Raw genomic sequence first — 24,972 nt, forward strand, 5'->3', positions numbered from 1 at the left:
CGGAAATTATGCCGGGGTCACCCAGGAGTCGAAGAGCGGGATGCCCTCCCAGGCTCCCCCGCGTGCGATCGCCACCACCGCGTGCGGCCGGTCGAACCTCAGGTCGATCTGCCGCACCGTCGTCTCGCGCGGTGCCGCGGCGGCGGCGCGGACCATCATCCCGGTCACCGCGGCCGCCTTGAAGCCCTCCCGGTCGTAGGACGCGACCGCCTTCTGCACGCAGACGGCCTCCGTCTCCTCCGCAACCGCGGCCATCACTCCGCGGGCGATCTCGGCGACCCCCGGCGCGGCCGACAGGTCGTGACGGTCCTCCGCGCTCCACTCCGGCACGTGGCTGCGCCAGCGGTCGGACGGAGCGCTGCCGAAGGCGGTGACCTCGCGGACCGTCCGGGCGTGCCCGTCCTCCTGCCCGGCATCGAAGGTGCGATCGTGGACCTCCCCGGCGTCGATCCTCCGGACGACCTCGTCGGCGGCCCGCCACACATCGTCGGCGGAGACGCCCTCCTCGGCGATCACGGAGTAGACCGAGATGCCGTCCTCGCTCGACGGGCAGGCGACGGCGACCGGGCCCGCGGCCGCTGTCGCCACCACCGCCTGAAAGCCGTCCTCGAGCACCAGCAACCCGTCCTCGCCCTCCTCCAGCTGCTCGCTCCAGCGTGGCGTGACCACCAGCGCGGAGGCGAGCACGAGCAGCGTCCGGGCGTCGATCTCGAGCGGGAACTCCTTGATCAGCCCGCGGGTGTGCGCATCGGCCCACGCGTCGAGCCCGGCCTGGTCCGGGAGCGGGTCGAGCACGATCGGCAGGCCCTTGGTCAGCTCGACACCCGACCGCAGCCAGCCGGCGACCGCCGCCCCGATCGTGGGGTGCGGCGCCTCCAGCAGCGTCAGCGCCGCGGCCCGCGCGTCGGCCCTGTTCAGGCCCAGGATCTCGTCGGTCTCGGTCTCCGCCGCGGGTGCCAGCGAGGCGAGGAGCAGCCACAGCCCTGCGTACGAGATCACCGGGGACTCGGCGGACCCGAGAGCGGAGCGGGTGGTGGCGGCGTACGTTCGGACCGCCTCGGCGGCCGCGAGGGACAGGGGCGTCTGCGTTCCCGACTTCTCCATGCAGAAGACATTACGGCGGGAGAAACCACATGTGAGCCAAGTCACGATACAGTTATGTATCGAGCGAGGAGGCATCATGGCCAAGAAGTCGCGTACAGCAGGGCTGGACCCGGAGACCGAGTTCCAGGAGATCTCGAGACGTCTGGGGCTCTACGAGTTCCCCTGGGACACGACTCAGGCGCTCAGCTTCGCACTGTTCCGGACCTACGCGGTGCCCTCGATCGGCCGGCTGCTGGCCGACACGCACCAGTTCACCGAGAACACCCAGAAGCGCTACGACGACACCGCGCTGCTGCTGGAGGACGCGGCGATCGAGGACCTGGACAGTCCTCGCGGCCGGGCCGCGGTGCGGCGGATCAACCAGATGCACAAGATGTACGACATCTCCAACGACGACATGGTCTATGTCCTCTCCACGTTCGTGGTGATCCCCCGGCGCTGGAACCAGGAGTTCGGCTGGCGGCAGTCGACCCCCGACGAGCAGCTCGCAGCCCTGCGCTACTACCAGGCGCTCGGGAAGCGGATGGGGATCAAGGACATCCCGGCGACCTATGAGGAGTTCGAGCAGCTCCTCGACTCCTACGAGGCCGAGCACTTCGGGTACGACGAGGGCGGCCGTGCCGTCGCCGACTCGACCCTCGAGCTGCTGACGACCTTCTACCCGCGGCCGTTGGCGCCGCTCATCCGCATCTTCTCGCTGTCTCTGATGGAGCCGCATCTGCTGGAGGCGTTCGGCTATCCCGAGCCCGGGCGGCTTGCCCGGACGCTGTCGCGTGGGGCGCTGAAGGCGCGGGCGCGCGTCGTCGCGCTGCTGCCGGCACGGCGCAAACCCGCGTACGTCCGGGACATGCCGCGCATCAAGAGCTACCCGCACGGGTTCAACACCGAGGACCTCGGCACCTTCGCGCCGGGCTGCCCGGTGCACCGTACTGCCGAGACCGCTTAGCCCGGTTCTCCCCCGCCCGTCACCACGGCTTCACCGGGCACCGCTTCGCTGTTGTCGATAACCCCATATCGACAGGAGCACGTCGTCCATGCCTGCCCCCAGCAACACTCCTGATCTCCGCCCTGACCTCCGTGGCGCCCTCCGAGGCCTCGACCGCCGCCGCTTCCTGACCGTCTCGGCCGCCGCGACCGCGCTGGCCTTCACGACCGGGTTGCCGCGAACGGGTGCCTTCGCCGCTCCGGCCGGCTCCCCCGCCGACATCACCTCGGACCCGTTCACCCTCGCCGTGGCCTCCGGCGACCCGCTGCCCGACTCGGTGCTGCTGTGGACCCGGCTCGCGCCGCTCCCGCTGGAGCCCACCGGCGGGATGCCGCCGTCGCGCTTCGACGTCGGCTGGGAGGTGGCGCGCGACGCCGCCTTCAGGCGCGTCGTACGCCGCGGCACCGCTGCCGCGCACACCGAGTTCAACCACTCCGTGCACGCCGAGGTCCGCGGCCTGGACTCGGCGACCGAGTACTTCTACCGCTTCCGGGTGGGCCAGTGGATCAGCCCGGTCGGCCGGACCCGGACCGCCCCGGCCGTGGGGGCCGCGGTGTCGTCGCTGACCTTCGCCCTAGCCTCCTGCCAGCGCTACGACCAGGGCTACTACACGGCGTACAAGCATCTCGCCGGCGAGGACGTGGACGCGGTCTTCCACCTGGGCGACTATCTCTACGAGTACGCCGTGAACGCCACCGCCGGGGCGCGCGCCTACACCGAGCCGCTGCCGGCGCACCTCAACCACGAGACCGTCACGCTGGACGACTACCGGGCGCGCTACGGGCTGTACAAGTCCGACCCGGACCAGATCGCCGCCCACCTGGCGCACCCGTTCATCGTCACCTGGGACGACCACGAGACCGAGAACAACTACGCGGCCGACATCCCGGAGAACTCGGTGCCGCCGGAGGAGTTCCTGGTGCGCCGCGCCGCCGCCTACCGCGCCTACTGGGAGAACCAGCCGCTGCGGCTCCCGCAGCAGCCGTCCGGTCCCGACCTGAGGCTCTACCGTCGGCTGCAGTGGGGCCGGCTGGCGCAGTTCGACATCCTCGACACCCGCCAGTACCGCACCAACCAGGCCAACGGCGACGGCTGGAAGGTGCCCTCGGCTGCGTCCGAGGCCGAGTCGATGACGCTTCCGGGGAACGAGCAGGAGCAGTGGCTGATCAACGGCTGGCGACGCTCCTCAGCGCTGTGGAACGTCGTCCCGCAGCAGGTCACCTTCTCGCGCCGCGACAACCCGTCCGGCGACGGCACCCGCTCGATGGACTCCTGGGACGGCTACCCCGCATCCCGCCGCCGGATCCTCGAGGGCTGGAAGGCCTCCGAACAGTCGAACCTGATGGTGCTGACCGGTGACGTGCACGTCCACTACGGCCTCGACATCCACGACGACTTCGACGACCCGTCCTCGCGGGTGCTCGGCACCGAGATCGTCACCAGCTCCATCACCTCCGGTGGCAACGGCGCCGAGCACCCGGCCAACTGGGCGGCCTACCTCGAGCGCAACCCGCACATGAAGTTCTACAACGGCCTCCGCGGCTACACCACGATCTCCCTCGACACCGCCGGCGCCGAGATCACCTACAAGAACGTCGCCCAGGTCAGCACCCCCGGCGCTCCGCTCACCGTCGGCGGGCGCTTCGTCACCGAGTCCGGCCGCCCGGGTCTCGTGGAGGCGTAGGGATTCGTACGTTCTGGCCGCGCCCGCGCCGCTACCCTCAGGGGCGTGACCCGGCCGCGGTACTCCCCTGCCGTCGGGATCGTCGTTGCCGCACAGGCTGCCGTGCTGCTGGCGATGAGCCCCTTCTACGGTCCGCATCGGGACGAGCTCTACTTCGTCTCCGCAGGTCAGCGGCTGTCCTGGGGATATCCCGACCAGCCGGTGCTGACACCGTTCCTGGCGCGGGTCGCGACCGAGATCGCGCCGTACAACCTCGTCGTACTGCGGATGTGGAGTCTGCTGGCGATGGTCGGACTGGTCCTGCTGGCGGCCGAGTTCGCACGGCTGCTCAACGGCGGACGTACGGCGCAGGTGCTGACCGCGGGACTCGTGGCCGTCGGGGTGGTCACGATGACGTTCGGGCACTGGCACTCGACCGCCACGTTCGACGCGCTGGCGTGGACCGCGATCCTGGTGCTGGTGGCCCGGGCGCTGATCGCCGAAAGCGGGCGGCAGCGGGGGCTGTTCTGGCTGGCGGCCGGGATCGTCGCCGGGATCGGGCTGGAGAACAAGCACTCGGTGGTCTTCCTCCTCGGCGCGATCCTGCTCGGCATCGCGCTCGTTCCGGCGACCCGGCGCAACCTGACCACGCCGTGGCCATGGTTGGCCGGGCTCGTCGCGCTGGTCCTGTGGACTCCCAACCTCCTCTGGCAGCTCGAGCACGACTGGCCAGTGCTCGACCTCTCCGAGGACATCCGGGAGGAGTACGGCGGGCTGTCCGGACGGATCGGGTACGTCACCCAGGCGCTGATCCTGCTCAGCCCGGTGATCACGCCGATCTGGATCATCGGTCTGGTCGCGCTCTTCCGGCGACGTGAGTGGGCGCTCTTCCGACCGGTTGCCGTCGCGTTCGTGCTCGTTGCGGGCTTCTTCCTGGTCGCCGGCGGCAAGGGCTACTACCTGGCCGGCCTGTTCCCTCCCCTGGTCGCGGCAGGCTCCGTGGTGGTCGCCGAGCGACTGCGACCGCGCACCGTCGGCCTTCTCGGCGCCGGCCTGGCGCTACTGACCATCCCCGCCTGGCCGATCAACCTCCCGGTGCTCCCGGCGAAGACTTACGCCGGCTCCTTCTACACCGCAGCCGGCGAAGACCAGCTGGAGACGATCGGCTGGCCTCAGTACGCCGCCCAGGTCCGCGCCGTCGTCGACGAGCTGACGCCGGCCCAGCGGCGTACGGCCGTGGTCTTCACGACCAACTACGGGGAAGCCGGGGCCCTGGAGTGGTACGGCGCGGGGGTCCCCGTCCACAGCGGGCACAACGGCTGGCGGTTCTGGGAGCAGCCGCCGAAGGACGCGACACCGATCGTCGTGGTCGGGTTCGAGGCCCCCGACCGCTTCTTCGACGGCTGCCGGCAGGTCGCCTCACTCCACAACCGCGAAGGTGCCGACAACGAGGAGAACGGCGCCCCGATCCATGTCTGCGACACCCCGACGCGGCCGTGGTCACAGCTGTGGCACTACAGCGCCTGATCTGCGTCGGTCGCTACCAGGGAGACCGCCCAAGACGTCCCGTCGTATCCGACAACGGCGAGATCTCGAGGTCGCCGGTCAGGTAGGCCAGGGTCGTGTCGTTGGACAGCACCACCCGGCGACCTTCGTCCGTACGCCGCTGCAGCGACCTCAACGTCGTGAGCACCTGCTCCGGGCGGTCGAGGAGCGGGTAGCCGACCCGGACGACGCCCTTGCGCCAGCGCTTCGGAATCACCCGGATCCGATGACGCCGCGTCACCGCCCATGACGGCGCATCGCCACGCGCCGTGATCTCGAGGAAGCGGTTCGTCACCGTGATCCCGTTCGGGCTCATGACCTGCTCGAACAGGTCGACGCGGAGGTCCGCCCACGCCGCCGAGACCGTCTCGGGGCCGAGCTCAACCCTCAGCGCCTCGGGCGTGATCAGCACTGCTCGTCGCAGTCCCAGCGTCGTCGCATGCTCGGCCACCACGACGGCGAAGAAGACCGCGAGGAGCGAGAACAGCAGCCCGATAAACGGATTGCCGGCCCGAAAGCCGAGCCCTGCCGCCAGGCACAGCATCGCCACGAAGCACACCAGCATCAGCTCTCCGCAGATGCCCGGCGCTCGCCTCAGCCGGATCACGATCCCGTCACCGGCGACCCCACCCAGCCGCCCGATCCTGCGCGTGGCGCTCCCGGCCGGACGTACGCCCTTGGTGAGCAGTCCGTGCACACCCGTCAGGAACAGCAGGATCCCGAAGCCGGTCCCCAGCAGATAGGGCCCGTACTCCCCACCGTCGGCTACCACCGACCCGAGACCGATGGCGAGCCCGGTCATGGCGTTGAACACCCCCGTCACCGTCCACGCAACGCGGCGCACCGTCGCCATCCACGGCGAGCCCAGATCCTCATCCCCGACCACGCCGTCGACCTTAAGGGTCGCCGCTGCGGCCGCGCTCGCAGCTGGCGTCATTCCCGGGCGAACGAATTTTCGTTCGCCGTGTGCACGTGGTGCCTCCGGCTCGGGGTATACGTATCTCGTGATGCTGCTCGCGATCATCCTCGTTCTCGGGGCCGTCTGGTCCTTCTTCATCGCCGCACGGCCGGAGGTCGGCTTCTTCCTCGAGGAGGGCTGGAAGTTCCGCGATGCGGAGCCCTCCGACCTCTACCTCGGCGTGACCCGCTTCAGCTCCGCTGCCGTCGGCGTCGCCTGCCTCGTGTTCGCCGCGATCCTCGCGTTCGGCGGCCCCGGCGGGGGTTCATCGGAGTCGGACGACTCCGCCACAGGTACGGCGAGCTCGGACCCCATCGCTGAAGGCTTTCAGCGAGCGCAGGAGAAGGAGGACGAGGCGGATGCGCGGGCCAAGGAGGAGTGCCAGCGCCTGAAGCCGAAGTTCGAGCAGGCAGTGGAGTGGAACGCCGAGGACAAGGTCGCCAATCCGGATGCCGTGCGATCCCTGGCCGGCACCGAGGGTGCCTCGGTGGAGATCGAGCAGCGCGCGAACGGCGAGGTGGTCACGGTGCGCGGCGGCGAATCAGCGTTCGCGGGCGCTCCCGGGCGAGTCCTCTTCTTCATGACCCCCGAGGGCGCGACCTGCATGCCCTGATCAGAGCCTCAGCCTCCTCGGCGGTGATGTCTCCGATGAGAGCTCGCAGGGTGAGTCCGTCGGAGAGCGCGAGCAGTTCGACGGCGTGTGCTCGTGCCTCGTCCTCATCGAGACCGTCAGCTTCCTGGATGTGGCGGGTGCACTCCTCGACACCGACCCGGGTGGCCTCGGCGAGGATCTCGCGCACGGCGGTGTGGGTCATCGCCTTGGCGACGTACGCGTACCAGACGGTGACGCCGATCCTGCCCGCCTCGGTGGCGGGGATCTGCTGGAGCAGGATGTGGAGGAGGCGGTCCTGCGGCGGCCGCCCTTCGGTTGCCTCGTACTCGATGACGGCCCTCTTGACGAGCAGGTCGATGCCGGCGATCACCAGTGCGTCCTTGGTGCCGAAGTAGTGCTGTACGCGCCCCATCGAGACCCCGGCCCGGGCGGCGACGGTCCGCAGGCTGACGCCCTCGATCCCCTGCTCGGCGACGATCTGCCAGAGACCGGCGACGATCTCGAACCGGCGCTGTTCGTGGTCGACGGCTCTTGGCATGGCGCCCAGGTTAGCAATACAGTCGCATCGCAACAGGGTTTCAATGCGATCGCATCGCTATCGGGGGCGAACATGGACGAGGACATTCAGGATGAGCACATCGAAACGCGCAGGAAGCGCCGGCGCTGGCCGGTGGTGCTCCTCACCGTCATCGCGGTCGTCTCGACCGGGTGCCTGGTGATGGTGCTGGGCACGAGCGGCCCCGGCGTCGGCCACTTCCGCACCCCTGCCGGACGCCAGGCCTACACCGAGGCGTACGACGCGGCCTTCGCCGCACTGCCGAAGCCGACCAAGACGCACGACGTGGAGACCACCTTCGGCACGGTCCGTGCGTACGCCTGGGTCAACCCGGACCCGGTCGACGAGATCCCGGTCGTGCTGGTGCCGGGACGGGCCAGCGGCGTACCGATGTGGGGCGAGAACCTGCGCGACTTCGCCGAGCACCGCACGGTCTACGCCTTCGACGCGATCGGCGACAGCGGGCTCTCCGAGCAGACCCTGCCGCTGCGCGGCATGGACGACAACGCCCGTTGGGTCGAGGAGGCGCTGGCAGGTCTCGGACTCGACCGGATCCACCTGGTCGGGCACTCTCAGGGCGGCGGGCTCGCCGCGGCCGTCGCGGTGCGCTACCCGGATCGGCTGGCCAGCCTCACCCTGCTCGAGCCGATCATGACGTTCGGCATGCTGCCGGCCTGGGCGATCGGCTGGTCGGCGGTAGCCGCTCTCCCGTTCCTCCCCGACTCCTGGCGCGACCATGCGCTGAACCGGATCGGAGGCGTCGAGGACGACGAGGTCGACCCGGATGATCCGATGGCCCGGATGATCGCCGCCGGTACGGCGCACTTCGACTCCGGCAGCCTGCCGACACCATCGCGGCTGACCGACGAGCAGATCCGCTCACTGCGGATGCCGGTCTACGTCGCGATCGCGAGCGACAAGTCGCTGGCCGGCGGCGCGGACGCCGCCGAGAGGGCCGAACTGCTCCCCCGCGCGACCGTCAAGGTGTGGCCGAAGACCACTCACTCCCTGCCGATGCAGGTGGCGTCCGAGCTCGCCGCCGAGCTCGAGAGGTTCTGGACAGACGTACGTTGACGGCGGACGCCGTCCTCAAGCCCAGAGACCGACGTACTCGATGACCATCCTGATTCCGCCGTTGAACTCCGTGGTGTTCGTGATCGCGTTGATGAGCCGTACGACCCAGAAGACCGCCAGTGTGTAGCCGATCCCGAGAGCGATCCCTGCAGCCGCGGCGCTCGTTCCGGTTGCCTTCGCCCGGCTCACGCCGAGATGGCCGAGGACGACCCCAACGGCGATCGGGACGATCGAGGCGATGAGCAGGAGGCCCAGGATGACCCAACCGACCGGGCGGTCCTCCATGTTGTAGAAGGAGTTGTAATAGCCCTGGCTGACCTTCGGGATGCCGACGATCACCCGCACCAGGGCGACGATCACCAGCATTCCCGCCCCGATCCCCAGCCCGGCAAGCCCGAGCCCGACGCCGCTTCGCGGACCGCCAGCAGGTGCCGAAGCGCTCGTCGCGGACCAGGTCGGTCCCGTCCCTGGTGCCTCATTCGGTTGTGACATCGCGCCCTTTTCGTCAAGTTGGACCGCGCCCGCCCTACCGGTGCTGGACGGCCTCGTATGGCCCGAGACGTTATCCCAAAGGCCGGGCCCCCACCGACAGATCCGCGCGGGCGAGCCCGTCGAGATGCGGAAGCTGCGCGGTACAAGATTTCTCGACGATTTGTGTTTGAAACCCGGAATTTGGGGTAGGAGATAGTTACCAATCGCTCCGAACGTCTTGGGGGATCCTCTCGTGAACGTCGAAATCGTGGCGCCGCAGGTGAAGACCGCGGCCAATTCCATCGGGACCGCGGCCGACGCCGTCGCCGGCCTCGATCTCGAAGGCCCGATGGGCAAGGTCGCATCCGCGCTCCCGGGAAGCACGTCGGCGGGCGCCGCGAACGGCCTCAAGACCGAGTGGAAGAGCGACAAGGACAAGTGGGTCAAGGACGCCCGCGATCACAAGACGACCACCGTCGCCGACGCCGACGCGATCGTCGAGGCCGACACCATCACGGCGCAGCAGGCGCGCTACCGCGAAGCAATGATCGGACGAGACTGATGGCCGTCACCTATGAGCAGCTGCAGAGCTGGAAGCCCGAAGACCTCGACACCGCCGCGGACCAGCTCAACACCGCCCGCAAGAGCTTCCAGGACCAACAGGACGAGATGGACGCCGGCAAGGTCCCCGACACCTGGGTCGGCGAAGCGTCTACCCGTGCCGAGAACCGTCATCGCCGACTGATCGCCGACCTCAACGACATCGCAGCTCCGCTGTCTCAGGTCATCAACGCCCTCGACGAGGCCGCCGCCTCCATCAAGAAGGCCAAGGACAGCGCCAAGCACGCCTACGACGACGCCACCGGCCGAGGCTGGAAGGTCTCCTTCTCCGGCGGCGTACAGATCACCGATCCGAGCCCGGACGAGAAGGACCCGGACAAGGACAAGGGCACCATGCAGCAGCTCGCCCAGACCATCCAGGATGCGCTGACCGACGCCGCGTCCGCTGACGCCGACCTGACGGCTGTCCTCAACCACGCGACCAAGGGCGACTACGACGGTGGCGAGGGCACGATCGAGCAGGCCAGCCTCCCGCCCGAGCTGCGCAACCTGCCCGAGGACGAGCTCATCGACAAGATGCTCAGCGATCCGGGCAAGTACGACGGCTATATCGACGCCCTCCCGCCGGATGCTCAGACACGGCTCGGCAAGGAGATCAGCGACCGCCTCGACAGCACGCTCAACGACGACGACTACAAGCTCAGCAAGGAAGAGGCCGACCGTCTCAACTCCATGCTGAGCGCGTACACCGACGACTCGACCGTCGCCGCAGGGCTCTACAAAGACCTCGGGGCGGACGGCACCGTCGCCAGCATGGCGAGGATCGAGGAGTACCTGCGTATGCAGATGCCGGATTCCGGCTCTGTCAACACACTCGCGTCCAACCTTCGAAGTGGTCTCGCATCGGCCTCGAACGACCCCGGTTTCCCGGCCGAACAGTTCGGCCACGACATCGTGAAGTACGCCGGCCCCTCAGGGGTCTACCTCTCCGACGATGAGCAGGATGCCCTCCGTGACCGCTACCCGAACTGGGGCGGCACCGGCGGCGCCTCGGTCCTCACCTATCTGATGAAGGACCACAGCCTCAACGGAGACCTCGTGCTCGGGGCTGCCGAGGAGCTGGACCGCTTCGAGCAGGCGGACGGCCCGATGAACGCTCAGTACTGGTACGGGCACACAGGCCACAGCCCCCTCGATACCGGTAACGACGGCGGCTGGGGCGACGACCCGATGGCCGCGATCATGGGCAACCTCGGCGACCACCCGAAGCAGGGACTCGAGTTCTTCACAGGTGAGCACGGCGCCGAGCGGCAGGAGTTCTACTTCGACAAGCGCACCTGGCAGGCCGACGGCTACGCCGGCATCTCGGAGCTGGCCGAGGGCATCGGCACCAACCAGGAGCTTCTCAAGGAGCACCCGCAGGAGACGACGGGCCTCGTATCGAAGTTCTTCCACGATGTATCTGACAACGAGGGTTTCAACGCCGAGGATGCCAAAGCAGCCTCACCTCATGTTGCGGAGCTGATGAAGTTCTACACCCCCGGCGTAGATGCAGCGCTCAACAACCCCGGAACCGGCGAGCCCGGCACGGAGCCGTTCAAGCTCGATCACTACGGCGCAATGGATCCCTACCCGAAGTTCTACAAGGATGACCTTGAGAACATGATGAAGGTCTCCATGAGCACACAGGACGGCATGACCAGCATCGCCGAGGGTGTGGGCACCTTCCAGCAGACCCAGATCAACAACATCGCCGTCGAGCTGGCCCAGAACCCGGACGACCCGGGCCTGCGCACTGAGCTGCGCGATGTCCTCGAACGTGGCGGCCATCTCCAAGGCTTTGCCGAGCACGCCGTTGGTGAGGTCGAGATCGATGGCGCGAAGGATCGGGACGCTCAGCGTCAGGCGTTCATCGACCTAACGAGCGAAGTGGCCGGGATGGTGCCGCTGCCCGGAGCCGAGCAGGTCGGCGAGCTCGGAAGCAAGGTGATCGAGTACGGAGTCGGCCAGGCGATCGACCTCGGTAAGGATGCGGCCGGCGAGAAGTTCGCGAACGAGGCTGCCGCCGCGACCTCGAACGCCGAGACCCGAGCATCGGAGGGGGTCAACCGCGTCGAGCTCAACGCCCTCTTCGCTCTGGAGCGAGCCGGCGTGATCGACATCCCGAACTCGGACGAGACCTTCGTGAAGGACGGCAAGGTGATCAGTCTGTCGGACGTCCCGGCAGGCGACGTGGATCGCTACGCTCACGAGGCGATGAACTACCTCAACGAGTACGTCACCTCCGCCGACTTCGAAGGGAGTTACAAGAATGCCTTCCTGGCCTACTACCCGAAGTAGGTTCCGTCTGGCTGTCGCACTGGGCACAGCACCGCTCCTGGTGACCGCCTGCGGCACCAACTCGACGCTGCTGGACACCGACGCACTGCCCAAGGTCGAAGAGACCGCGGATGGAACCAGGGGAGCGCCCGGGATCGGCTGGTGTGACGCACTCGGGTATCTGGAGACAGCGAAGCTGTCTACCGCCGAAGACGGGACCACCGGCGACCAGTACGTGCTCGAGAACGGGGATGTCGTCGGTGCCACCGTCTTCGTTCCCGGGGGCGGGAATTACCCCGATGCCGGGTCGATGCTCACTGCCATCAAGGAGGCTGTTGACGAGTGCACTGCCGATGCCGCCAAGGGCGAATACGGCGAGGCGACATCGGAGCCAATCAGCGGGCTTCCCGACGGAGCAGTGGGATTCAAGTTCACGAGTACGTCGTCAAACCCCGTTGAGGTTGGCAGCACCGCATTCGCGGAGGCGGACGACGGACGCCTCGTCGGAGTCGGGGTCACGCACAGCGGGAACGGCGAGGCATCCGTGGACGTGGCGGACCTCCTCACCACGGCACTCGATCGCGTTGCCGAGGTGGACAGCAAGAGCTGAGCCCACCTGAGACTCGACCAGCGGCGCTGGTACGACGGTTGATCCCGTCGTACCAGCGCCGCTGGCATTTCTGCCTGCGATAAGGACTTGACCTTTCGTCACTACTCAGCGCTACTATGTACTGGTAGTCAGCAACACTGAGTAGTGGAAGGAGGTGCCCGATGGGCAAGCAGATGACCGAGATGCTCAAGGGGACGCTGGAGGGGATCGTGTTGGCGTTCCTGACCGGCACCCCGGCGTACGGATACGAGATCACGACCTGGCTGCGGAGCCAGGGGTTCACCGAGATCGCAGAGGGCACGGTCTACGCGCTGCTGGTCCGGATCGAGAAGAACGGACTGGTGGACGTCGAGAAGCGGCCGTCCGAGAAGGGGCCGCCGCGGAAGGTCTACTCGCTCAACGCAGATGGCGAGAAGTACCTCGAAGAGTTCTGGACCACGTGGGGGTTCCTGGCCGAACGGCTGGAGAGCCTCCGGACGGAAGGGAAGTAAGGCATGTCGATCCGATCAATGTTCGAGGCCGTCGTCGGCGAGCTCGAGCTGAAGAAGCGCTGGCGGCAGCTCAAGGCCCGCAAGCAGCAGCTTCCTGAGAACCACCGCAAGGCGCACGACGCGGTCGAGCGCTACCTGATGTACTCCGCCGGCATCGCCGACGGCGCGATCGTGACGGCGATGGCCGAGGACCTCCTCGAGCTCTTCGAGCAGGGCGCCGCCGACGGCACCCCGGTCAGCGCGATCGTCGGTGACGACCCGGTCGAGTTCGCTGAGGAGTTCGCCCGGAACTACTCCGAGGGCGCCTGGATCAAGAAGGAGCGCGCCCGGCTCAACGACGCCATTCAGGACATCACCGAGGAGGACGAGTCATGAGCGCGACAGCTGCCATCTCCGTACGGGGGTTGGAGAATTCCTACAAGGACAACCAGGTCCTGCGAGGGGTCGACTTCGAGGTGGCGCGGGGCACGATCTTCGCGCTGCTCGGTTCCAACGGGGCCGGAAAGACCACGGTCGTACGCATCCTCTCGACCCTCCTGAAACCTGATGGCGGCGAGGCGCTGGTCGAGGGTGCATCGGTGGTCGACGAGGCGCAGCGGGTGCGGGAGGCGATCTCGCTGACCGGCCAGTTCGCGGCGGTCGACGAGATCCTGACCGGGCGGGAGAACCTGATCCTGGTCGCGAAGCTGCGGCATCTCCCCTCCCCCGGCGACGTGGCCGACGGGCTGCTGAAGCGCTTCGACCTGGTCGAGGCGGGCGCCCGGAAGGTCGCGACGTACTCGGGGGGCATGCGGCGGCGGCTGGACATCGCCATGTCGCTGATCGGCTCGCCTTCGGTGATCTTCCTCGATGAGCCGACGACCGGGCTGGACCCGGAGGCACGCCTGGAGGTGTGGCGGGTCGTTCGCGAGCTGACCGCTCAGGGCACGACCGTCCTGCTCACCACGCAGTATCTGGAGGAGGCCGAGCAGCTCGCCGACCGGATCGCCATCCTGCACGGCGGGACGATCATCGCCAACGGCACGCTCGCCGAGCTCAAGGCGATGCTGCCGCCGGCGAAGGTCGAGTACGTCGAGAAGCAGCCGACGCTGGAAGAAATTTTCCTTTCACTCACCGGCTCCACCAAGGGAGGACAGTCATGACCAAGCACGCTTTCGCCGATGCCGGCACCCTGCTGAGCCGCTCGCTGCGGCACATCACCCGCAGCCCGGACACGATCATCACCACCGCACTCACGCCGATCGCGATGATGCTGCTCTTCGTCTACGTGCTGGGCGGCGCGATCCGGACCGGCACCGACAACTACGTCAACTATGTGCTCCCCGGGATCATGGTCATGGCGATCGCCTCGGGCATCGCGTACACCGCGCTTCGGCTCTTCACCGACATGAAGAGCGGGATCTTCGAGCGGTTCCAGTCGATGCCGATCGCCCGCTCGGCGGTGCTCTGGGCGCATGTCGGGACCTCGATGGTGGCCAACATGCTCACCCTCGTGATCATCGTGGGCGTCGCGTTCGTGATGGGGTTCCGCACCTCGGCGGACCTGGGCGCCTGGCTCGCGGTCACCGGGATCCTGGCGCTGCTCACCCTGGCGCTGACCTGGCTCGCGGTCATCCCCGGGCTGGCGGCACAGACCATGGAGGGAGCCACCGGGTTCTCCTACCCGCTGATCTTCCTGCCGTTCATCAGCTCGGCGTTCGCGCCGACCGAGACGATGCCCGGCCCGGTGCGCGCCTTCGCCGAGAACCAGCCGGTCACTTCGATCGTCAACACCATCCAGGCGCTCTTCGCGGGGAAGCCGGTCGGTGACGACATCTGGGTCGCACTGGCCTGGTGCGTGGGCATCCTGATTGCCTCGTACGTCGCTGCCATGGCTGTCTACCGGCGCAAGATCAGTTGACGGCTTCAGGTTCAGGAGCGGTGAAGAGCCGATCTACCCCTTGCGGTGGTAGGTCGGCTGCTCGCCGTCCCTGAGGTTGCCCCGGTAGAAGCCCGTACGCAGCTCGTAGGTGTATTCCTCGAGCTCGGGCATGCCGACCTCGGCGGCGTACGCGATCTCTGCCTCCGCGTCGTAGGGGACCCGGACCCACTGGATGCCGAACGGCGCCTCCTGGTCGCTGCCCATCACACCCTCGAGGATGACGTAGACCGGGGTCGGATCGCTCATGCAGTTGCCGACGCTGCCGGTGTTGAAGACCGTGCGCCGGTGCCGGTCCGTCTCGTAGTAGGGATCATGGGTGTCGGCGTAGCCGACCATGTCCGGCTCCGGGACGTCGAGACCGGTCGCCTCGGTGTTCCGGAACAGGCCCAGGAACTCCTGCTCGTCATGGTCGAACCTGACCCGGCGGTGGACCGTCTCCTCGGAGGCATGGAGGAGCCTGATCCGGCGGCCGCTCATCGTGAAGTCGTAGGAGAACGGGAGCGTACGCAGCCACTCGGCCTGCTCCCACGCCTGCAGCCGCCACCACATCAGCCCCACCGACTCACGGCCGAAGTCGGGCTCGGGGGTGAGCAGGAAGTCTTCCCAGTTGCCGAGGATGTTGACCTCGCACCGCTCTCGGCAGATCTCGGCCACTTCTCGACCTCTCGGGCCCTTGCCGACGTAGTCGCCCAGGTTGAAGATCCGGGTGATTCCTCGTGCTTCGATGTCTGCGAGAACGGCTTCCAGGGCGGTGAGGTTGCCATGTACGTCCGAGATCAGCGCGATGCGCTCTGGGGTCATGGGCGCAGGCTATGCGATGGCTGGGAGACTGGCCCCGTGAGGATTCTGGTCACGGGCGGGGTGCGGTCCGGGAAGTCGCGGCACGCCGAGTCCCTGCTCGCGGCCGCGCCTTCGGTGGCGTACGTCGCGCCGGGGCCGACGGTCGAGGAGGAGCCGGATCCTGACTGGGCTGCGCGGCTGGCGTCGCATCGGGCTCGGCGGCCGGAGGGGTGGCGTACGGTCGAGTCGCGGGATCTCGCGGGGGCGCTGGCCGAGGGGTTGACCAACGGCGACGCGGTGATGGTGGACTGCTTGGGCACCTGGCTCACGGCCGTCATGGATTCCCACCAGCTGTGGGAGGCCACGTCGGAGGAGGCGACCGCGGCGGTCGCGGCGCTGGTCGAGGATGCGGCTGCCGTGCTGGAGCAGCAGAACGGCGATGTCGTGCTGGTGACGAACGAGGTCGGCCTCGGAGTCGTGCCGGCCCATCGCTCGGGCCGCCTCTTCCGCGACCTGCTCGGGCTGGTCAACCAGCGGCTGGCCGCGGCGTGCGACGAGGTGCATCTCGTCATCGCCGGACGGGTCCTGAAGCTCTAGCCGGTGCTCAGGGTGACCAGGATGGTCGCCAGCGCCGCCTCGACGGCCGCACCGAAGACATCGCCGGTCACTCCCCCGAACCGCTTGACGGCTCGGACCAGGATCAGCGCGACGACCAGTGCCGCGATCACGGCGGCCGATGCGCCTCGCCACCAGCCGATGCCGGCCCACCACGCGGCCGCCGCCAGCGCGGCGCCCGATGCCAGCCAGACAACAGCGGCGAGGAGCGGCGAGACGGTCTGGGTGAACGTGCGCCCGAGGCCGTCCTGGCGGGCGGGCCGCACGCCGCGTACGCAGCACAGCGACAGCGCCGCGCGCGACGCACAGACCGCGACAAGAGCGAGAAGAGCCAGGCGTACGCCGCCTTCACCTCCCAGCACGGAGGCCAGCGCCGCCACCTGGAGACCGAGGACCAGGACGATCGCGGTGACGCCGGCGGGGCCCGAGGTGCCGGTCTTCATGACCGCCAGCGAGCGCTCGCGGTCGTAGGACGCCGCCATGCCGTCGACCGTGTCGGCGAGACCGTCGAGGTGGAGGGCCCGGTTGCCGGCGACCACGACGCCGATCGCAAGCAGGGCGGTGACCAGGTGCGGTAGGCCGGTGAGCTGTCCCAGGAGTGCGATAGCGGCGGCCCCCAGTGCGAGCGGCAATGCCGCCAGTGGCGCGACCGCCATCGCCATCGCGGCGCGACGGCGATCGACGTGCTCGGGAGGAGGCACGGGCATCGCGGTCAGCGTGCCGACCGCGAGACGCCAGGCGTCCCGCACAAGCATCAGGCAGGGTCTCCCGGCGCGAGCTCGGAGAGCAGGGCGACGTCGCGCAGCAGGGCGACGGCGCTGCGGACGACCGGCACGGCCGCGACGGCGCCGGACCCCTCACCGAGGCGCAGGTCGAGGTCGAGCAGCGGCTCGAGGCCGAGCTTCTCCAGGGCCATCGACTGGGCGGGCTCGGTGGAGCGGTGGCCGGCGGCGTACCAGGTCGCGGCGCCGGGCTCGATCCGGTCGGCGGTGAGGGCACAGGCGACGCTCATCAGTCCGTCGAGAAGGACCGGGGTGCCGCTGCGGGCGGCCTCGAGGAGGTAGCCGGTCGTCGCGGCCAGGTCTGCGCTGCCGAGTGCGGCGAGGGTCTCGATCGGGTCGCCGGCGCGTTCACCGGCACGGTCGAGGGCGGCGGTGATGACGTCGGTCTTGGTCCGCAGCGCCTCGTCGCCGATGCCGGTCCCACGACCGGTGACCTCGCTCGCGGGCAGCCCGAGCCCGGCGGCCACCATCGCGGCCGCGGGGGTGGTGTTGCCGATGCCCATGTCGCCGCTGATCAGCAGCTGCGCACCGGCGGCGATCTCCTCGCGCGCCACCGCGGCGCCGGCCTCCAGCGCGGCCGTGGTCTCCTCTGCCGTGAGTGCGTCCTCGAGATGGATCGCGCCGCTCCCCCGCCGGATCTTGTGCTGCGTCAGCGCCTCCCGGGTGGCGGCGTCGAGGTCCGGGAACTCCTCGTCGACGCCGAGGTCGAGCACCCGGACCTGGACACCGTGCGCCTTCGCGAGCGCACTGACTCCGGCCCGGCCGCCCAGGAACGTACGCACCATCGCGCCCGTGATCGCCGGCGGGAACGCCGAGACCCCGTGCTGGGCGACGCCGTGGTCGCCGGCGAAGATCACCAGTCGTACGTTCTCGACCGGTCGCGGCGGCACCTCGCCCTGGCACGCGGCCACCCAGACCGCCAGTTCGCCCAGGCGACCCATGGCCCCCGGCGGCGTCGCCAGTGCGCCCAGCCGCTCGGCTGCCTGGTTGCGTACGTTGTCGTCTGGGGTCCGGATCGTCACCAGCGCAAGGTACCCCACGCTGCCGAGGCGTCACGCGCGCTGGTCGAGAAGTCACTGCGGACGGCCGAGACGTCAGGCCCGTCGGCCGAAGCGTCACGCGCTGCCAACTCGGCCGACGTGACTGACGTCTCGGCCGACCTAACTGACGTCTCGGCCGACGTAGCTGACGTCTCGGCTATGGGAGGGCGCGGGAGACGCCTTGGGAGGCGACCTTGAGCGCGGAGACCAGGCGGAGGCGGTTGCGGCGGAGGTCGGAGACGACGATGCCGAGGGAGCCGACGACACCGGAGCCGGTGGTGATCGGGACCGCGACCGAGCAGGCACCGAGGGTCATCTCCTCGGCGGTGGTCGCATAGCCCTCGGTGATCACCCGGTCGAGCTGGCGCCGCAGCAGGCCGGGGGTGGTGATGGTGTGGCGGGTGAACGGCTTGAGCGGGCCGGACAGCACCTGGTTGCGTACGTCCTCGGGCGCGTGGGCCAGAAGCACCTTGCCGACGCCGGTGGAGTACATCGGCAGGCGTGAACCGACCGAGGAGACGATGGGTACGTTGCGGGTGCCGCGGAGCGTCTCGAGGTAGAGCACGTGGTCGTCCTCGCGAACGGCCAGGTGGACCGTCTCCAGGGTCGCGCCGTAGAGGTCGTGGAGGAACGGGGACGCGACCGAGCGCAGGTCCGTGGCCACCGGCGCGAGCAGGCCCGCATCCCACAGCCGGCGGCCGACGGCGTACGTCCCGTCCTCCTCCCGCACCAGCGCACCCCACTCGACCAGCTCGGCGACCAGGCGGTGGGCGGTCGGGAGGGAGAGGTCCGCGCGGGCGGCGAGCTCGCTCAGCGTGAGCCGGCGATGGCCGGCGTCGAAGGCGCCGATGAGACCGAGCACTCGGGAGGCGACGGTCCGGCCTCCGCTGCCTCCTGCCATCTCGCCCAACCTTTCGCTCAGCGGAAGTCCCTGCTTTCATCGTACGCCTCCGCCACCTAGCGTTCGGAGCGTGACAGCGCCCACCAAGAAACCACCAGTCGAGACTCAGGCCGACCTCTCGGCCGAGATCGAGAAGCTCGAGGCCGACTCCGCGGGCCAGAACGTACGTCAGCCGCTGCTGGACTACCCGCCCTACCGGTCCAGCATCCTGCGCCATCCGACCAAGGACCCGCGCCATGCCGACCCCGAGACCATCGAGCTGTGGGCGCCGTGCTTCGGGGACTCCGACGTGGACCCGCTCGAGGCCGACCTGACCATCGCCGGCAGCAACGAGCCGATCGGCGAGCGGATCACGGTCAGCGGCCGGGTGACCGACGGCGAGGGGCGCCCCGTGCGCAACCAGCTGGTCGAGATCTGGCAGGCCAACTCCGCCGGCCGCTACATCCACAAGCGCGAGCAGCACCCGGCGCCGCTCGACCCCAACTTCACCGGCGTCGGCCGCTGCATCACCGACTCCGAGGGGCGCTACCGCTTCCAGACGATCAAGCCCGGCCCCTACCCGTGGGGCAACCACATCAACGCCTGGCGGCCTGCGCACATCCACTTCTCGCTCTTCGGCCGCGCGTTCACGCAGCGGCTGATCACGCAGATGTACTTCCCCAGCGACCCGCTCTTCGCGCTCGACCCGATCTATCAGTCGATCACGGACCCGAAGGCTCGTGAAGCCCTGGTGGCGACGTACGACCACGACCTCTCCACCCCCGAGTACTCGATGGGTTACCACTGGGACATCGTTCTGACCGGCCCGAGCCGCACCTGGACCGAGCCCGAGGAGGGCGACCTGTGAGCAGCCCCGACCGCCCGACTCCGGGCCAGACGATCGGCCCCTTCTTCGGCTACGCGCTCCCCTACGAGGGCGACGCCGACCTGGTCCCGCCCGGCAGCCCCGGCTCGATCCGGCTGCACGGCAAGGTCTACGACGGCGCCGGCAACCCGATCCCCGACGCCCTCCTCGAGATCTGGCAGACCGACGCCGACGGCAACATCCCGCAGGCCGAGGGGTCGCTGCACCGCGACGGCTGGACCTTCACCGGCTGGGGCCGCGCCGACACCGACCTGAACGGCCACTACACGTTCTCGACGGTGCTCCCCGGGGCGTCCGAGGACGGCGCGGCGCCGTTCTTCGCGCTCACCGTCTTCGCCCGCGGTCTGCTCGACAAGCTGCACACCCGGATCTACCTGCCCGAGCACCCCGCCAACGCCGGTGACCCCCTGCTGGTGTCGCTGTCCGAGGACGAGCGTGCGACGCTGGTGGCAACCGCGGACGCAACCGGTTTGCGTTTCGACATCCACCTCCAGGGCGACCGCGAGACCACCTTTCTCACCTACCGCTGAGGAGTCGAATGTCGCTGCTGTGGCCGGGCGAGGAGCGCGCCGGGGACCTCTTCTCCGAGACCGCCTACCTCGCCGCGATGGTGCGGGTCGAGGAGGCCTGGCTGGCCGCTCTCGCTTCCTCGGGGATCGCTCCGGAGGAAGCACGTACGCCGCTGGCCGGTCTGGTCTCCGCTGACGACGTCCCGGCGCTCGCCGAGGGCGCTGAGGCCGGGGGCAACCCGGTCATCGGGCTGGTGAAGCTGCTGCGTGGCCGGCTCGACGGCGAGGCTGCCCGGTGGCTCCACAAGGGCCTGACCAGCCAGGACGTGGTCGACACCGCGCTCGTGCTCTGTCTCGCCGACGTGCTCGACCGGGTCGAGGACGAGCTCGCCGCGCAGGCCGCCTCGCTGGTCGGTCTCGCCCGGGACCACCGCGCCACGGTGATGTCCGGCCGCACCCTGACCCAGCACGCGGTGCCGATCACCTTCGGGCTCAAGGCCGCGACCTGGCTCTCCGGCCTGAGCGATGCCGCCGAGGCCCTCCGGCGGACACGTACGTCACTGCCCGCCCAGATCGGTGGCGCGGCCGGCACCCTGGCGGCGGTCGTCGGCCTGGCCCGGCTCCGCGGTCTCGGCGATCCCGTGGCCGCCGCACAGGAGGCAGCCACGACCGCCGCGACCACGCTCGGGCTGACCCCGCGAACCCCCTGGCACACCAACCGCGCCCCGCTGACGGCGGCCGCCGACGCGCTGGTCACCGCTGCCGACACCTGGGGCCGGATCGCCACCGACATCACCCTGCTGACCCGCCCGGAGATCGGCGAGCTCGCCGAGCCCGCCGGCGAGGGGCGCGGCGGTTCCTCGACCATGCCGCACAAGTCCAACCCGGTGCTCTCGGTCCTCATCCGTCGCCACGCGCTCGCCGCTCCCCCGCTGGCCGCGACGCTCCACACCGCCGCGGCGACGTACGTCGACGAGCGTCCCGACGGCGCCTGGCACGTCGAGTGGGAGACCGTGGCGACCCTCGCCCGCCGCAGCGTCGTCGCGGCCTCGCAGACCACCGAGCTTCTCGCCGGGCTCCGCGTCGACGCGGCCCGGATGCGCGCCACGGCCGAGGCCGCGGGCGCGGACCTGCTGGCCGAGCAGCGGTCGCTGACCGGGTTCGTGGGTGGCGAGATCCTCGCCGGGACCGAGGCCGCCGCAGGGCTCGACGACTATCTCGGCGCCACCGACGCCCTCATCGACACCACCGTCGCCCGCGCCCACGAAATCTGGAAGGACCTACCATGACGCCGAGGATCACCCCTGTCGAGCTGGCCGGAGGCCCGAACAGGCCGCTCCTGGTCGTCGGCCCGTCCCTCGGCACCTCGGTGACCGCGCTCTGGGCCGCCACCGCCGAACTGCTCGCGGACAGCTTCCACGTCATCGGCTGGGAGCTCCCGGGCCACGGCCACGGTGCCCCCACCACCGAGGCGTTCTCCATGGCCGACCTCGCCGCGGGCGTGCTCGCCTGCGTCGACCGGGTCCTCACCGACCGCGGCGAGCGCCACGGCACCTTCGCCTACGCCGGCGACTCGGTCGGCGGGGCCGTCGGCCTCCAGCTCCTGCTCGACGCACCCAACCGGGTGAGCGCCGCGGTGCTCACCAACACCGGCGCCAAGATCGGCGAGCCCGATGGCTGGAACGACCGCGCGGCGACGGTCCGCAAGGCCGGCACCGCCTCACAGATCGCCGGCTCCACCCAGCGCTGGTTCGCCCCCGGCTTCCTCGAGCGCGAGCCCGCCCGAGGCGGAGCCCTGCTCCACTCGCTGCGCGACGCCGACGCGGAGAGCTATGCGCTGGTCTGTGATGCGCTGGCGGCGTACGACGTCCGCGGCCGGCTCGCCGAGATCGCCGCCCCGGTCCTCGCGATCGCGGGTGTCGACGACGCCCCGACCCCGCCGGCCTCGCTCGAGGAGATCGCCGTCGGGGTGCGCAACGGGCGCCTCGTCACCCTCGACGCCGTCGGCCACCTCGCTCCTGCCGAGGCACCCCACGCCGTCTCCAGCCTGGTCACCTCCCACGTGACGGCGTCCGACCCGGCCTACGCGGCCGGGATGAACGTACGCCGCCAGGTGCTCGGCGACGCCCACGTCGACCGGGCCACCGCCGCGATCACCGACGTCAACCGCGACTACCAGGACCTCATCACCCGCTACGCCTGGGGCACGATCTGGACCCGCCCCGGCCTCGCCCGCCGGGACCGCTCGATCGGCGTGCTCACCGCCCTGGTCGCCGGGCGTCACTTCGAGGAGCTCGAGTTCCACCTCCGCGCCGCGCTCACCAACGGCCTGACCCGCGAGGAGATCATCGAGGTGCTCCTGCAGACCTCGATCTACGTCGGGGTGCCGGCCGCCAACACCGCCTTCGCCGTCGCCAACCGGGTCCTGAACGAGTAGTCATCCCGCCGTCGACCGGCGGACCGGAGGGACTGGGGATCACTCCCCCGTCCGGTGATCGGCCCACCAGCCGGACCACCTCGTGTCGAGCTGCGCGAAGTCGGCGTCCTCGAGGCCGTACGTGCTGAGGATGGCCATCGAACCACCGGCCGGGTCGGCGTCCGACGGCGCGGTGTCGGCGATCACCAGCAGGCCCTCGCCCCACGCGTCGACCGTCACGCCCAGCTGGCGTGCCGAGCGGAACCACACCTCGCCGGCCACGTCCTCGCCGGCGAGCGTCGCCGTGTAGCGGCTGCCCCGGGGCTGCCCGGCGACAGCCTCGAGGCCCAGCCGCTCGACGACAGTGCCCGAGTAGGTGCCGCGATCGGCGAAGAACAACGTGCGGCGCGTCAGTCCGGGCCGGCGCTCGAGCGCGAACCGAAGCTGATGCAGGAACGACGTCCAGCCCTCGGTGACGTCGTCGTAGTACGCGTCCCAGTCCGGGTTGCCGGACAACGGCGCGCGAGTCAGCGTGATTCGGACGCCGTCGCCGTCCGGCTGGATCTCGAACCTGTCACCGCCGTTCGCGACCAGCGTGCGCCGGTCGGCCTCCTCGACGATGTCGGTGAAGTAGATCGAGTCGATCTCGGCCTCGATCTCATCCGTGTCCCAGCCGTGCCACTGTCGGATGGCGGCTGGGTCCCGTAATGACTGCCACGCGGCATCGGCCGACGCCGCCACGGTGACCTCGATACGCGGCGTCTCGCCGCTCTGGATGTCATTCATCACTCTGCTCCTGTTCGGACGGGTCGGTCACCGCTGCCGGGGCGGGATGCCCGCCGATGACCACGCGGTACTGCCGACCGGTCGGGCTGTCGAAACCCTCAGCCGTACGCCGCAGCGCTTCGGTCAGCTCCTCGGTGAATCTGTGCACGTCGGCGGCGTCGGCGAAGCGCACGGCGGCCTCGATCGTGAACGTGAGCAGGCGCTTGCCCTGCTCATCCGCCTTGACCTGCATGCGGGCCACGTCCCGCACGGTCGCTGCGGCGACCCCGACGAGGTGGTCGGCTGCGAACTGGTCCTGGATCCGCCCCGCGCTCTCAGCGGTCTCGGGTCCTCGGCCCATCACTGACGGGTCGACCACGAACGCACCCGGCTTCGCCCGGACGATCCGCTCGACGAATCCCCGGCGCGGCCGCTCCTCGACCAGCTCCACCAGCCCGGCCGACTCGAGCGCCCGCAGGTGGTAGTTCACCCGCTGGCGAGGCAGCTCGAGCACGGCGGCGAGCCGGGTGGCCGACGTGGGCTCCTGCAGGTGACCGAGCAGCTGCCGACGAATGGGTGACAGCGCCGCGGCCACCCGGTCCGGCTCGTCGACGTAGTTGATGCCGTTGCTCACAGCTCCAGAATGCAATTGACAAACTTGTTTGTCAATTGAGTCGATGAGGTCCACGCACGCCCGGATCGGCCCAGAAACCAGGTGCCATCGGCGTACGTCCTGACTAACGTCGCACCCATGCCGCAAGCCCGTCTGCGCACCGAGCGCCTCGACCTGGTCCCGCTGTCCGAGGAGCATCTGCCCCTCCTGGTCGAGCTCAACTCCGACCCGGTGGTGCTCCGCCATCTGTTCACCCGCGCGCTCAGGCCGGAGGAGACCGAGGAGCGGATGCACAAGTGGATCCAGGTGGCGAAGGAGGCCGAGGTGCTGGGCAAGTGGATCGGGTTCTCGGCCGGCGAGTTCGTCGGTCTCTACATGTTCGACCCGCCCGACAACCCGCCGCGCACCGATGCGGCCGAGCTCGGCTACCGGCTCCCGCAGCGCCACTGGCGCAAGGGGTTCGCGAAGGAAGGCTCGCTCGAGCTGCTCCGCCACGGGTTCGAGGACCTCGGGATCGATCGGGTGATCGCGCAGACGATGGCCGTCAACGAGGCCTCCCGCGCGACCATGGTCTCTGTCGGGATGAGCTTCGTGCGCGGCTTCCAGCAGGACTGGGACGAGCCGCTCGCCGGTCACGCCGACGGCGAGGTCGAGTACGAGATCACCCGCGAGACCTGGCTCGAGCGCCGCGCGGGGTAGGCTGCGAGCACGCTCGTGGCGCAGGAACCCGGTGAGAGTCCGGGGCGGTTCCGCCACTGTGACGTCCGTACAGCTGCTGGGCACGGACACAGCCAGACACTGGCCGCGGGCTATCC

At 69.5% G+C, this 24,972-nt stretch carries 28 protein-coding genes and 1 riboswitch; of the genes, 18 read left to right on the forward strand and 10 right to left on the reverse strand.

The window, feature by feature from the left end; translation table 11 throughout:
- Positions 1-6: 6 nt before the first annotated feature.
- Positions 7-1,104 (reverse strand): hypothetical protein, encoded by a 1,098-nt coding sequence (locus ABT304_RS01085; RefSeq protein WP_350712942.1) that lies wholly within the window; start codon positions 1,102-1,104, stop codon positions 7-9.
- Between the two features lie 76 nt (positions 1,105-1,180).
- Here ABT304_RS01085 and ABT304_RS01090 point away from each other — a divergent pair, with 76 nt between their 5' ends.
- The 3 genes from ABT304_RS01090 to ABT304_RS01100 all read left to right on the forward strand — a co-directional run bounded on the left by ABT304_RS01090 (position 1,181) and on the right by ABT304_RS01100 (position 5,279).
- Positions 1,181-2,050: an oxygenase MpaB family protein gene (locus ABT304_RS01090; protein WP_350712943.1), complete on the forward strand. Its 870-nt coding sequence runs from the start codon at positions 1,181-1,183 to the stop codon at positions 2,048-2,050.
- Between the two features lie 88 nt (positions 2,051-2,138).
- Positions 2,139-3,773 carry an alkaline phosphatase D family protein gene (locus ABT304_RS01095; protein WP_350712944.1) on the forward strand — a complete coding sequence of 545 codons (1,635 nt, stop codon included), beginning with the start codon at positions 2,139-2,141 and terminating at the stop codon, positions 3,771-3,773.
- A gap of 45 nt (positions 3,774-3,818) precedes the next feature.
- Positions 3,819-5,279 (forward strand): glycosyltransferase family 39 protein, encoded by a 1,461-nt coding sequence (locus ABT304_RS01100; protein WP_350712945.1) that lies wholly within the window; start codon positions 3,819-3,821, stop codon positions 5,277-5,279.
- Between the two features lie 13 nt (positions 5,280-5,292).
- Here the strand turns inward: ABT304_RS01100 and ABT304_RS01105 are convergent, their stop codons facing one another.
- Positions 5,293-6,183 carry a hypothetical protein gene (locus ABT304_RS01105; RefSeq protein WP_350712946.1) on the reverse strand — a complete coding sequence of 297 codons (891 nt, stop codon included), beginning with the start codon at positions 6,181-6,183 and terminating at the stop codon, positions 5,293-5,295.
- A gap of 121 nt (positions 6,184-6,304) precedes the next feature.
- Between ABT304_RS01105 and ABT304_RS01110 the strand changes: the two genes are divergently transcribed.
- Positions 6,305-6,868 carry a DUF6199 family natural product biosynthesis protein gene (locus tag ABT304_RS01110; protein ID WP_350712947.1) on the forward strand — a complete coding sequence of 188 codons (564 nt, stop codon included), beginning with the start codon at positions 6,305-6,307 and terminating at the stop codon, positions 6,866-6,868.
- On the opposite strand, the gene ABT304_RS01115 is transcribed toward ABT304_RS01110, so the two are convergent.
- Positions 6,834-7,406, reverse strand: a complete 573-nt coding sequence (locus ABT304_RS01115; protein WP_350712948.1) for a TetR/AcrR family transcriptional regulator — start codon at positions 7,404-7,406, stop codon at positions 6,834-6,836. The two genes, ABT304_RS01110 and ABT304_RS01115, sit on opposite strands and share 35 nt — an antisense overlap.
- A 72-nt stretch (positions 7,407-7,478) precedes the next feature.
- Between ABT304_RS01115 and ABT304_RS01120 the strand changes: the two genes are divergently transcribed.
- Positions 7,479-8,498 carry an alpha/beta fold hydrolase gene (locus ABT304_RS01120; RefSeq protein WP_350712949.1) on the forward strand — a complete coding sequence of 340 codons (1,020 nt, stop codon included), beginning with the start codon at positions 7,479-7,481 and terminating at the stop codon, positions 8,496-8,498.
- A 15-nt stretch (positions 8,499-8,513) separates the two neighbouring features.
- On the opposite strand, the gene ABT304_RS01125 is transcribed toward ABT304_RS01120, so the two are convergent.
- Entirely contained in the window at positions 8,514-8,990 is a 477-nt protein-coding gene (locus ABT304_RS01125) for a hypothetical protein (RefSeq protein WP_350712950.1), read from the reverse strand.
- A 232-nt stretch (positions 8,991-9,222) separates the two neighbouring features.
- On the opposite strand from ABT304_RS01125, the gene ABT304_RS01130 reads away from it, so the two are divergent.
- From ABT304_RS01130 to ABT304_RS01160, 7 genes are all read left to right on the forward strand, one after another.
- A complete protein-coding gene (locus tag ABT304_RS01130) occupies positions 9,223-9,531 on the forward strand; it encodes a hypothetical protein (protein WP_160028122.1) in 309 nt (102 codons plus the stop codon).
- Positions 9,531-11,870 carry a hypothetical protein gene (locus tag ABT304_RS01135; protein WP_350712951.1) on the forward strand — a complete coding sequence of 780 codons (2,340 nt, stop codon included), beginning with the start codon at positions 9,531-9,533 and terminating at the stop codon, positions 11,868-11,870. Before ABT304_RS01130 ends, ABT304_RS01135 begins: the two co-directional genes overlap by 1 nt.
- A 40-nt stretch (positions 11,871-11,910) precedes the next feature.
- Positions 11,911-12,459 carry a hypothetical protein gene (locus ABT304_RS01140; RefSeq protein ID WP_350712952.1) on the forward strand — a complete coding sequence of 183 codons (549 nt, stop codon included), beginning with the start codon at positions 11,911-11,913 and terminating at the stop codon, positions 12,457-12,459.
- A gap of 161 nt (positions 12,460-12,620) precedes the next feature.
- The gene (locus ABT304_RS01145) at positions 12,621-12,950 is read left to right on the forward strand and encodes a PadR family transcriptional regulator (RefSeq protein ID WP_350712953.1); all 330 of its coding nucleotides are present in this window, start codon (positions 12,621-12,623) and stop codon (positions 12,948-12,950) included.
- A 3-nt stretch (positions 12,951-12,953) separates the two neighbouring features.
- Positions 12,954-13,325 carry a DUF1048 domain-containing protein gene (locus tag ABT304_RS01150; RefSeq protein WP_350712954.1) on the forward strand — a complete coding sequence of 124 codons (372 nt, stop codon included), beginning with the start codon at positions 12,954-12,956 and terminating at the stop codon, positions 13,323-13,325.
- Positions 13,322-14,092 (forward strand): ABC transporter ATP-binding protein, encoded by a 771-nt coding sequence (locus ABT304_RS01155; RefSeq protein WP_350712955.1) that lies wholly within the window; start codon positions 13,322-13,324, stop codon positions 14,090-14,092. Before ABT304_RS01150 ends, ABT304_RS01155 begins: the two co-directional genes overlap by 4 nt.
- Positions 14,089-14,850: an ABC transporter permease gene (locus ABT304_RS01160; RefSeq protein ID WP_350712956.1), complete on the forward strand. Its 762-nt coding sequence runs from the start codon at positions 14,089-14,091 to the stop codon at positions 14,848-14,850. The genes ABT304_RS01155 and ABT304_RS01160 overlap by 4 nt, the downstream gene beginning before the upstream one ends.
- A 33-nt stretch (positions 14,851-14,883) precedes the next feature.
- Here ABT304_RS01160 and ABT304_RS01165 read toward each other — a convergent pair whose 3' ends face one another.
- Complete coding sequence (locus tag ABT304_RS01165; protein ID WP_350712957.1) at positions 14,884-15,672, reverse strand: metallophosphoesterase family protein; 789 nt, start codon at positions 15,670-15,672, stop codon at positions 14,884-14,886.
- A gap of 36 nt (positions 15,673-15,708) precedes the next feature.
- Between ABT304_RS01165 and cobU the strand changes: the two genes are divergently transcribed.
- Positions 15,709-16,248 carry a bifunctional adenosylcobinamide kinase/adenosylcobinamide-phosphate guanylyltransferase gene (cobU, locus tag ABT304_RS01170; RefSeq protein WP_350712958.1) on the forward strand — a complete coding sequence of 180 codons (540 nt, stop codon included), beginning with the start codon at positions 15,709-15,711 and terminating at the stop codon, positions 16,246-16,248.
- Here cobU and ABT304_RS01175 read toward each other — a convergent pair.
- The 3 genes from ABT304_RS01175 to ABT304_RS01185 form a co-directional block, all read right to left on the reverse strand.
- Complete coding sequence (locus ABT304_RS01175; RefSeq protein ID WP_350712959.1) at positions 16,245-17,021, reverse strand: adenosylcobinamide-GDP ribazoletransferase; 777 nt, start codon at positions 17,019-17,021, stop codon at positions 16,245-16,247. The two genes, cobU and ABT304_RS01175, sit on opposite strands and share 4 nt — an antisense overlap.
- Positions 17,021-18,070: a nicotinate-nucleotide--dimethylbenzimidazole phosphoribosyltransferase gene (cobT, locus tag ABT304_RS01180; RefSeq protein ID WP_350712960.1), complete on the reverse strand. Its 1,050-nt coding sequence runs from the start codon at positions 18,068-18,070 to the stop codon at positions 17,021-17,023. Before cobT ends, ABT304_RS01175 begins: the two co-directional genes overlap by 1 nt.
- 175 nt (positions 18,071-18,245) lie before the next feature.
- Entirely contained in the window at positions 18,246-18,989 is a 744-nt protein-coding gene (locus tag ABT304_RS01185; protein WP_350712961.1) for an IclR family transcriptional regulator, read from the reverse strand.
- 70 nt (positions 18,990-19,059) lie between these two features.
- Between ABT304_RS01185 and pcaH the strand changes: the two genes are divergently transcribed.
- The 4 genes from pcaH to pcaDC are packed head-to-tail and all read left to right on the forward strand — an operon-like array spanning position 19,060 to position 22,800.
- Positions 19,060-19,836, forward strand: a complete 777-nt coding sequence (gene pcaH, locus ABT304_RS01190; protein ID WP_350712962.1) for a protocatechuate 3,4-dioxygenase subunit beta — start codon at positions 19,060-19,062, stop codon at positions 19,834-19,836.
- Positions 19,833-20,384 carry a protocatechuate 3,4-dioxygenase subunit alpha gene (gene pcaG, locus ABT304_RS01195; protein WP_350712963.1) on the forward strand — a complete coding sequence of 184 codons (552 nt, stop codon included), beginning with the start codon at positions 19,833-19,835 and terminating at the stop codon, positions 20,382-20,384. Before pcaH ends, pcaG begins: the two co-directional genes overlap by 4 nt.
- Positions 20,385-20,392: 8 nt before the next feature.
- Entirely contained in the window at positions 20,393-21,652 is a 1,260-nt protein-coding gene (locus ABT304_RS01200) for a lyase family protein (protein ID WP_350712964.1), read from the forward strand.
- Positions 21,649-22,800 carry a bifunctional 3-oxoadipate enol-lactonase/4-carboxymuconolactone decarboxylase PcaDC gene (pcaDC, locus tag ABT304_RS01205; protein WP_350712965.1) on the forward strand — a complete coding sequence of 384 codons (1,152 nt, stop codon included), beginning with the start codon at positions 21,649-21,651 and terminating at the stop codon, positions 22,798-22,800. Before ABT304_RS01200 ends, pcaDC begins: the two co-directional genes overlap by 4 nt.
- 39 nt (positions 22,801-22,839) lie before the next feature.
- Here the strand turns inward: pcaDC and ABT304_RS01210 are convergent, their stop codons facing one another.
- Positions 22,840-23,565 (reverse strand): SRPBCC family protein, encoded by a 726-nt coding sequence (locus ABT304_RS01210; RefSeq protein ID WP_350712966.1) that lies wholly within the window; start codon positions 23,563-23,565, stop codon positions 22,840-22,842.
- Positions 23,558-24,178 (reverse strand): ArsR/SmtB family transcription factor, encoded by a 621-nt coding sequence (locus ABT304_RS01215; protein WP_350712967.1) that lies wholly within the window; start codon positions 24,176-24,178, stop codon positions 23,558-23,560. The genes ABT304_RS01210 and ABT304_RS01215 overlap by 8 nt, the downstream gene beginning before the upstream one ends.
- A gap of 117 nt (positions 24,179-24,295) precedes the next feature.
- Here ABT304_RS01215 and ABT304_RS01220 point away from each other — a divergent pair, with 117 nt between their 5' ends.
- Positions 24,296-24,856, forward strand: a complete 561-nt coding sequence (locus ABT304_RS01220) for a GNAT family N-acetyltransferase (RefSeq protein WP_350712968.1) — start codon at positions 24,296-24,298, stop codon at positions 24,854-24,856.
- Positions 24,852-24,961, forward strand: a riboswitch (cobalamin riboswitch). (Overlaps the previous gene by 5 nt.)
- Positions 24,962-24,972: the final 11 nt, after the last annotated feature.

This window comes from Nocardioides sp. NPDC000445, assembly GCF_040300245.1.
In the GTDB taxonomy this organism is placed as follows: domain Bacteria; phylum Actinomycetota; class Actinomycetes; order Propionibacteriales; family Nocardioidaceae; genus Nocardioides.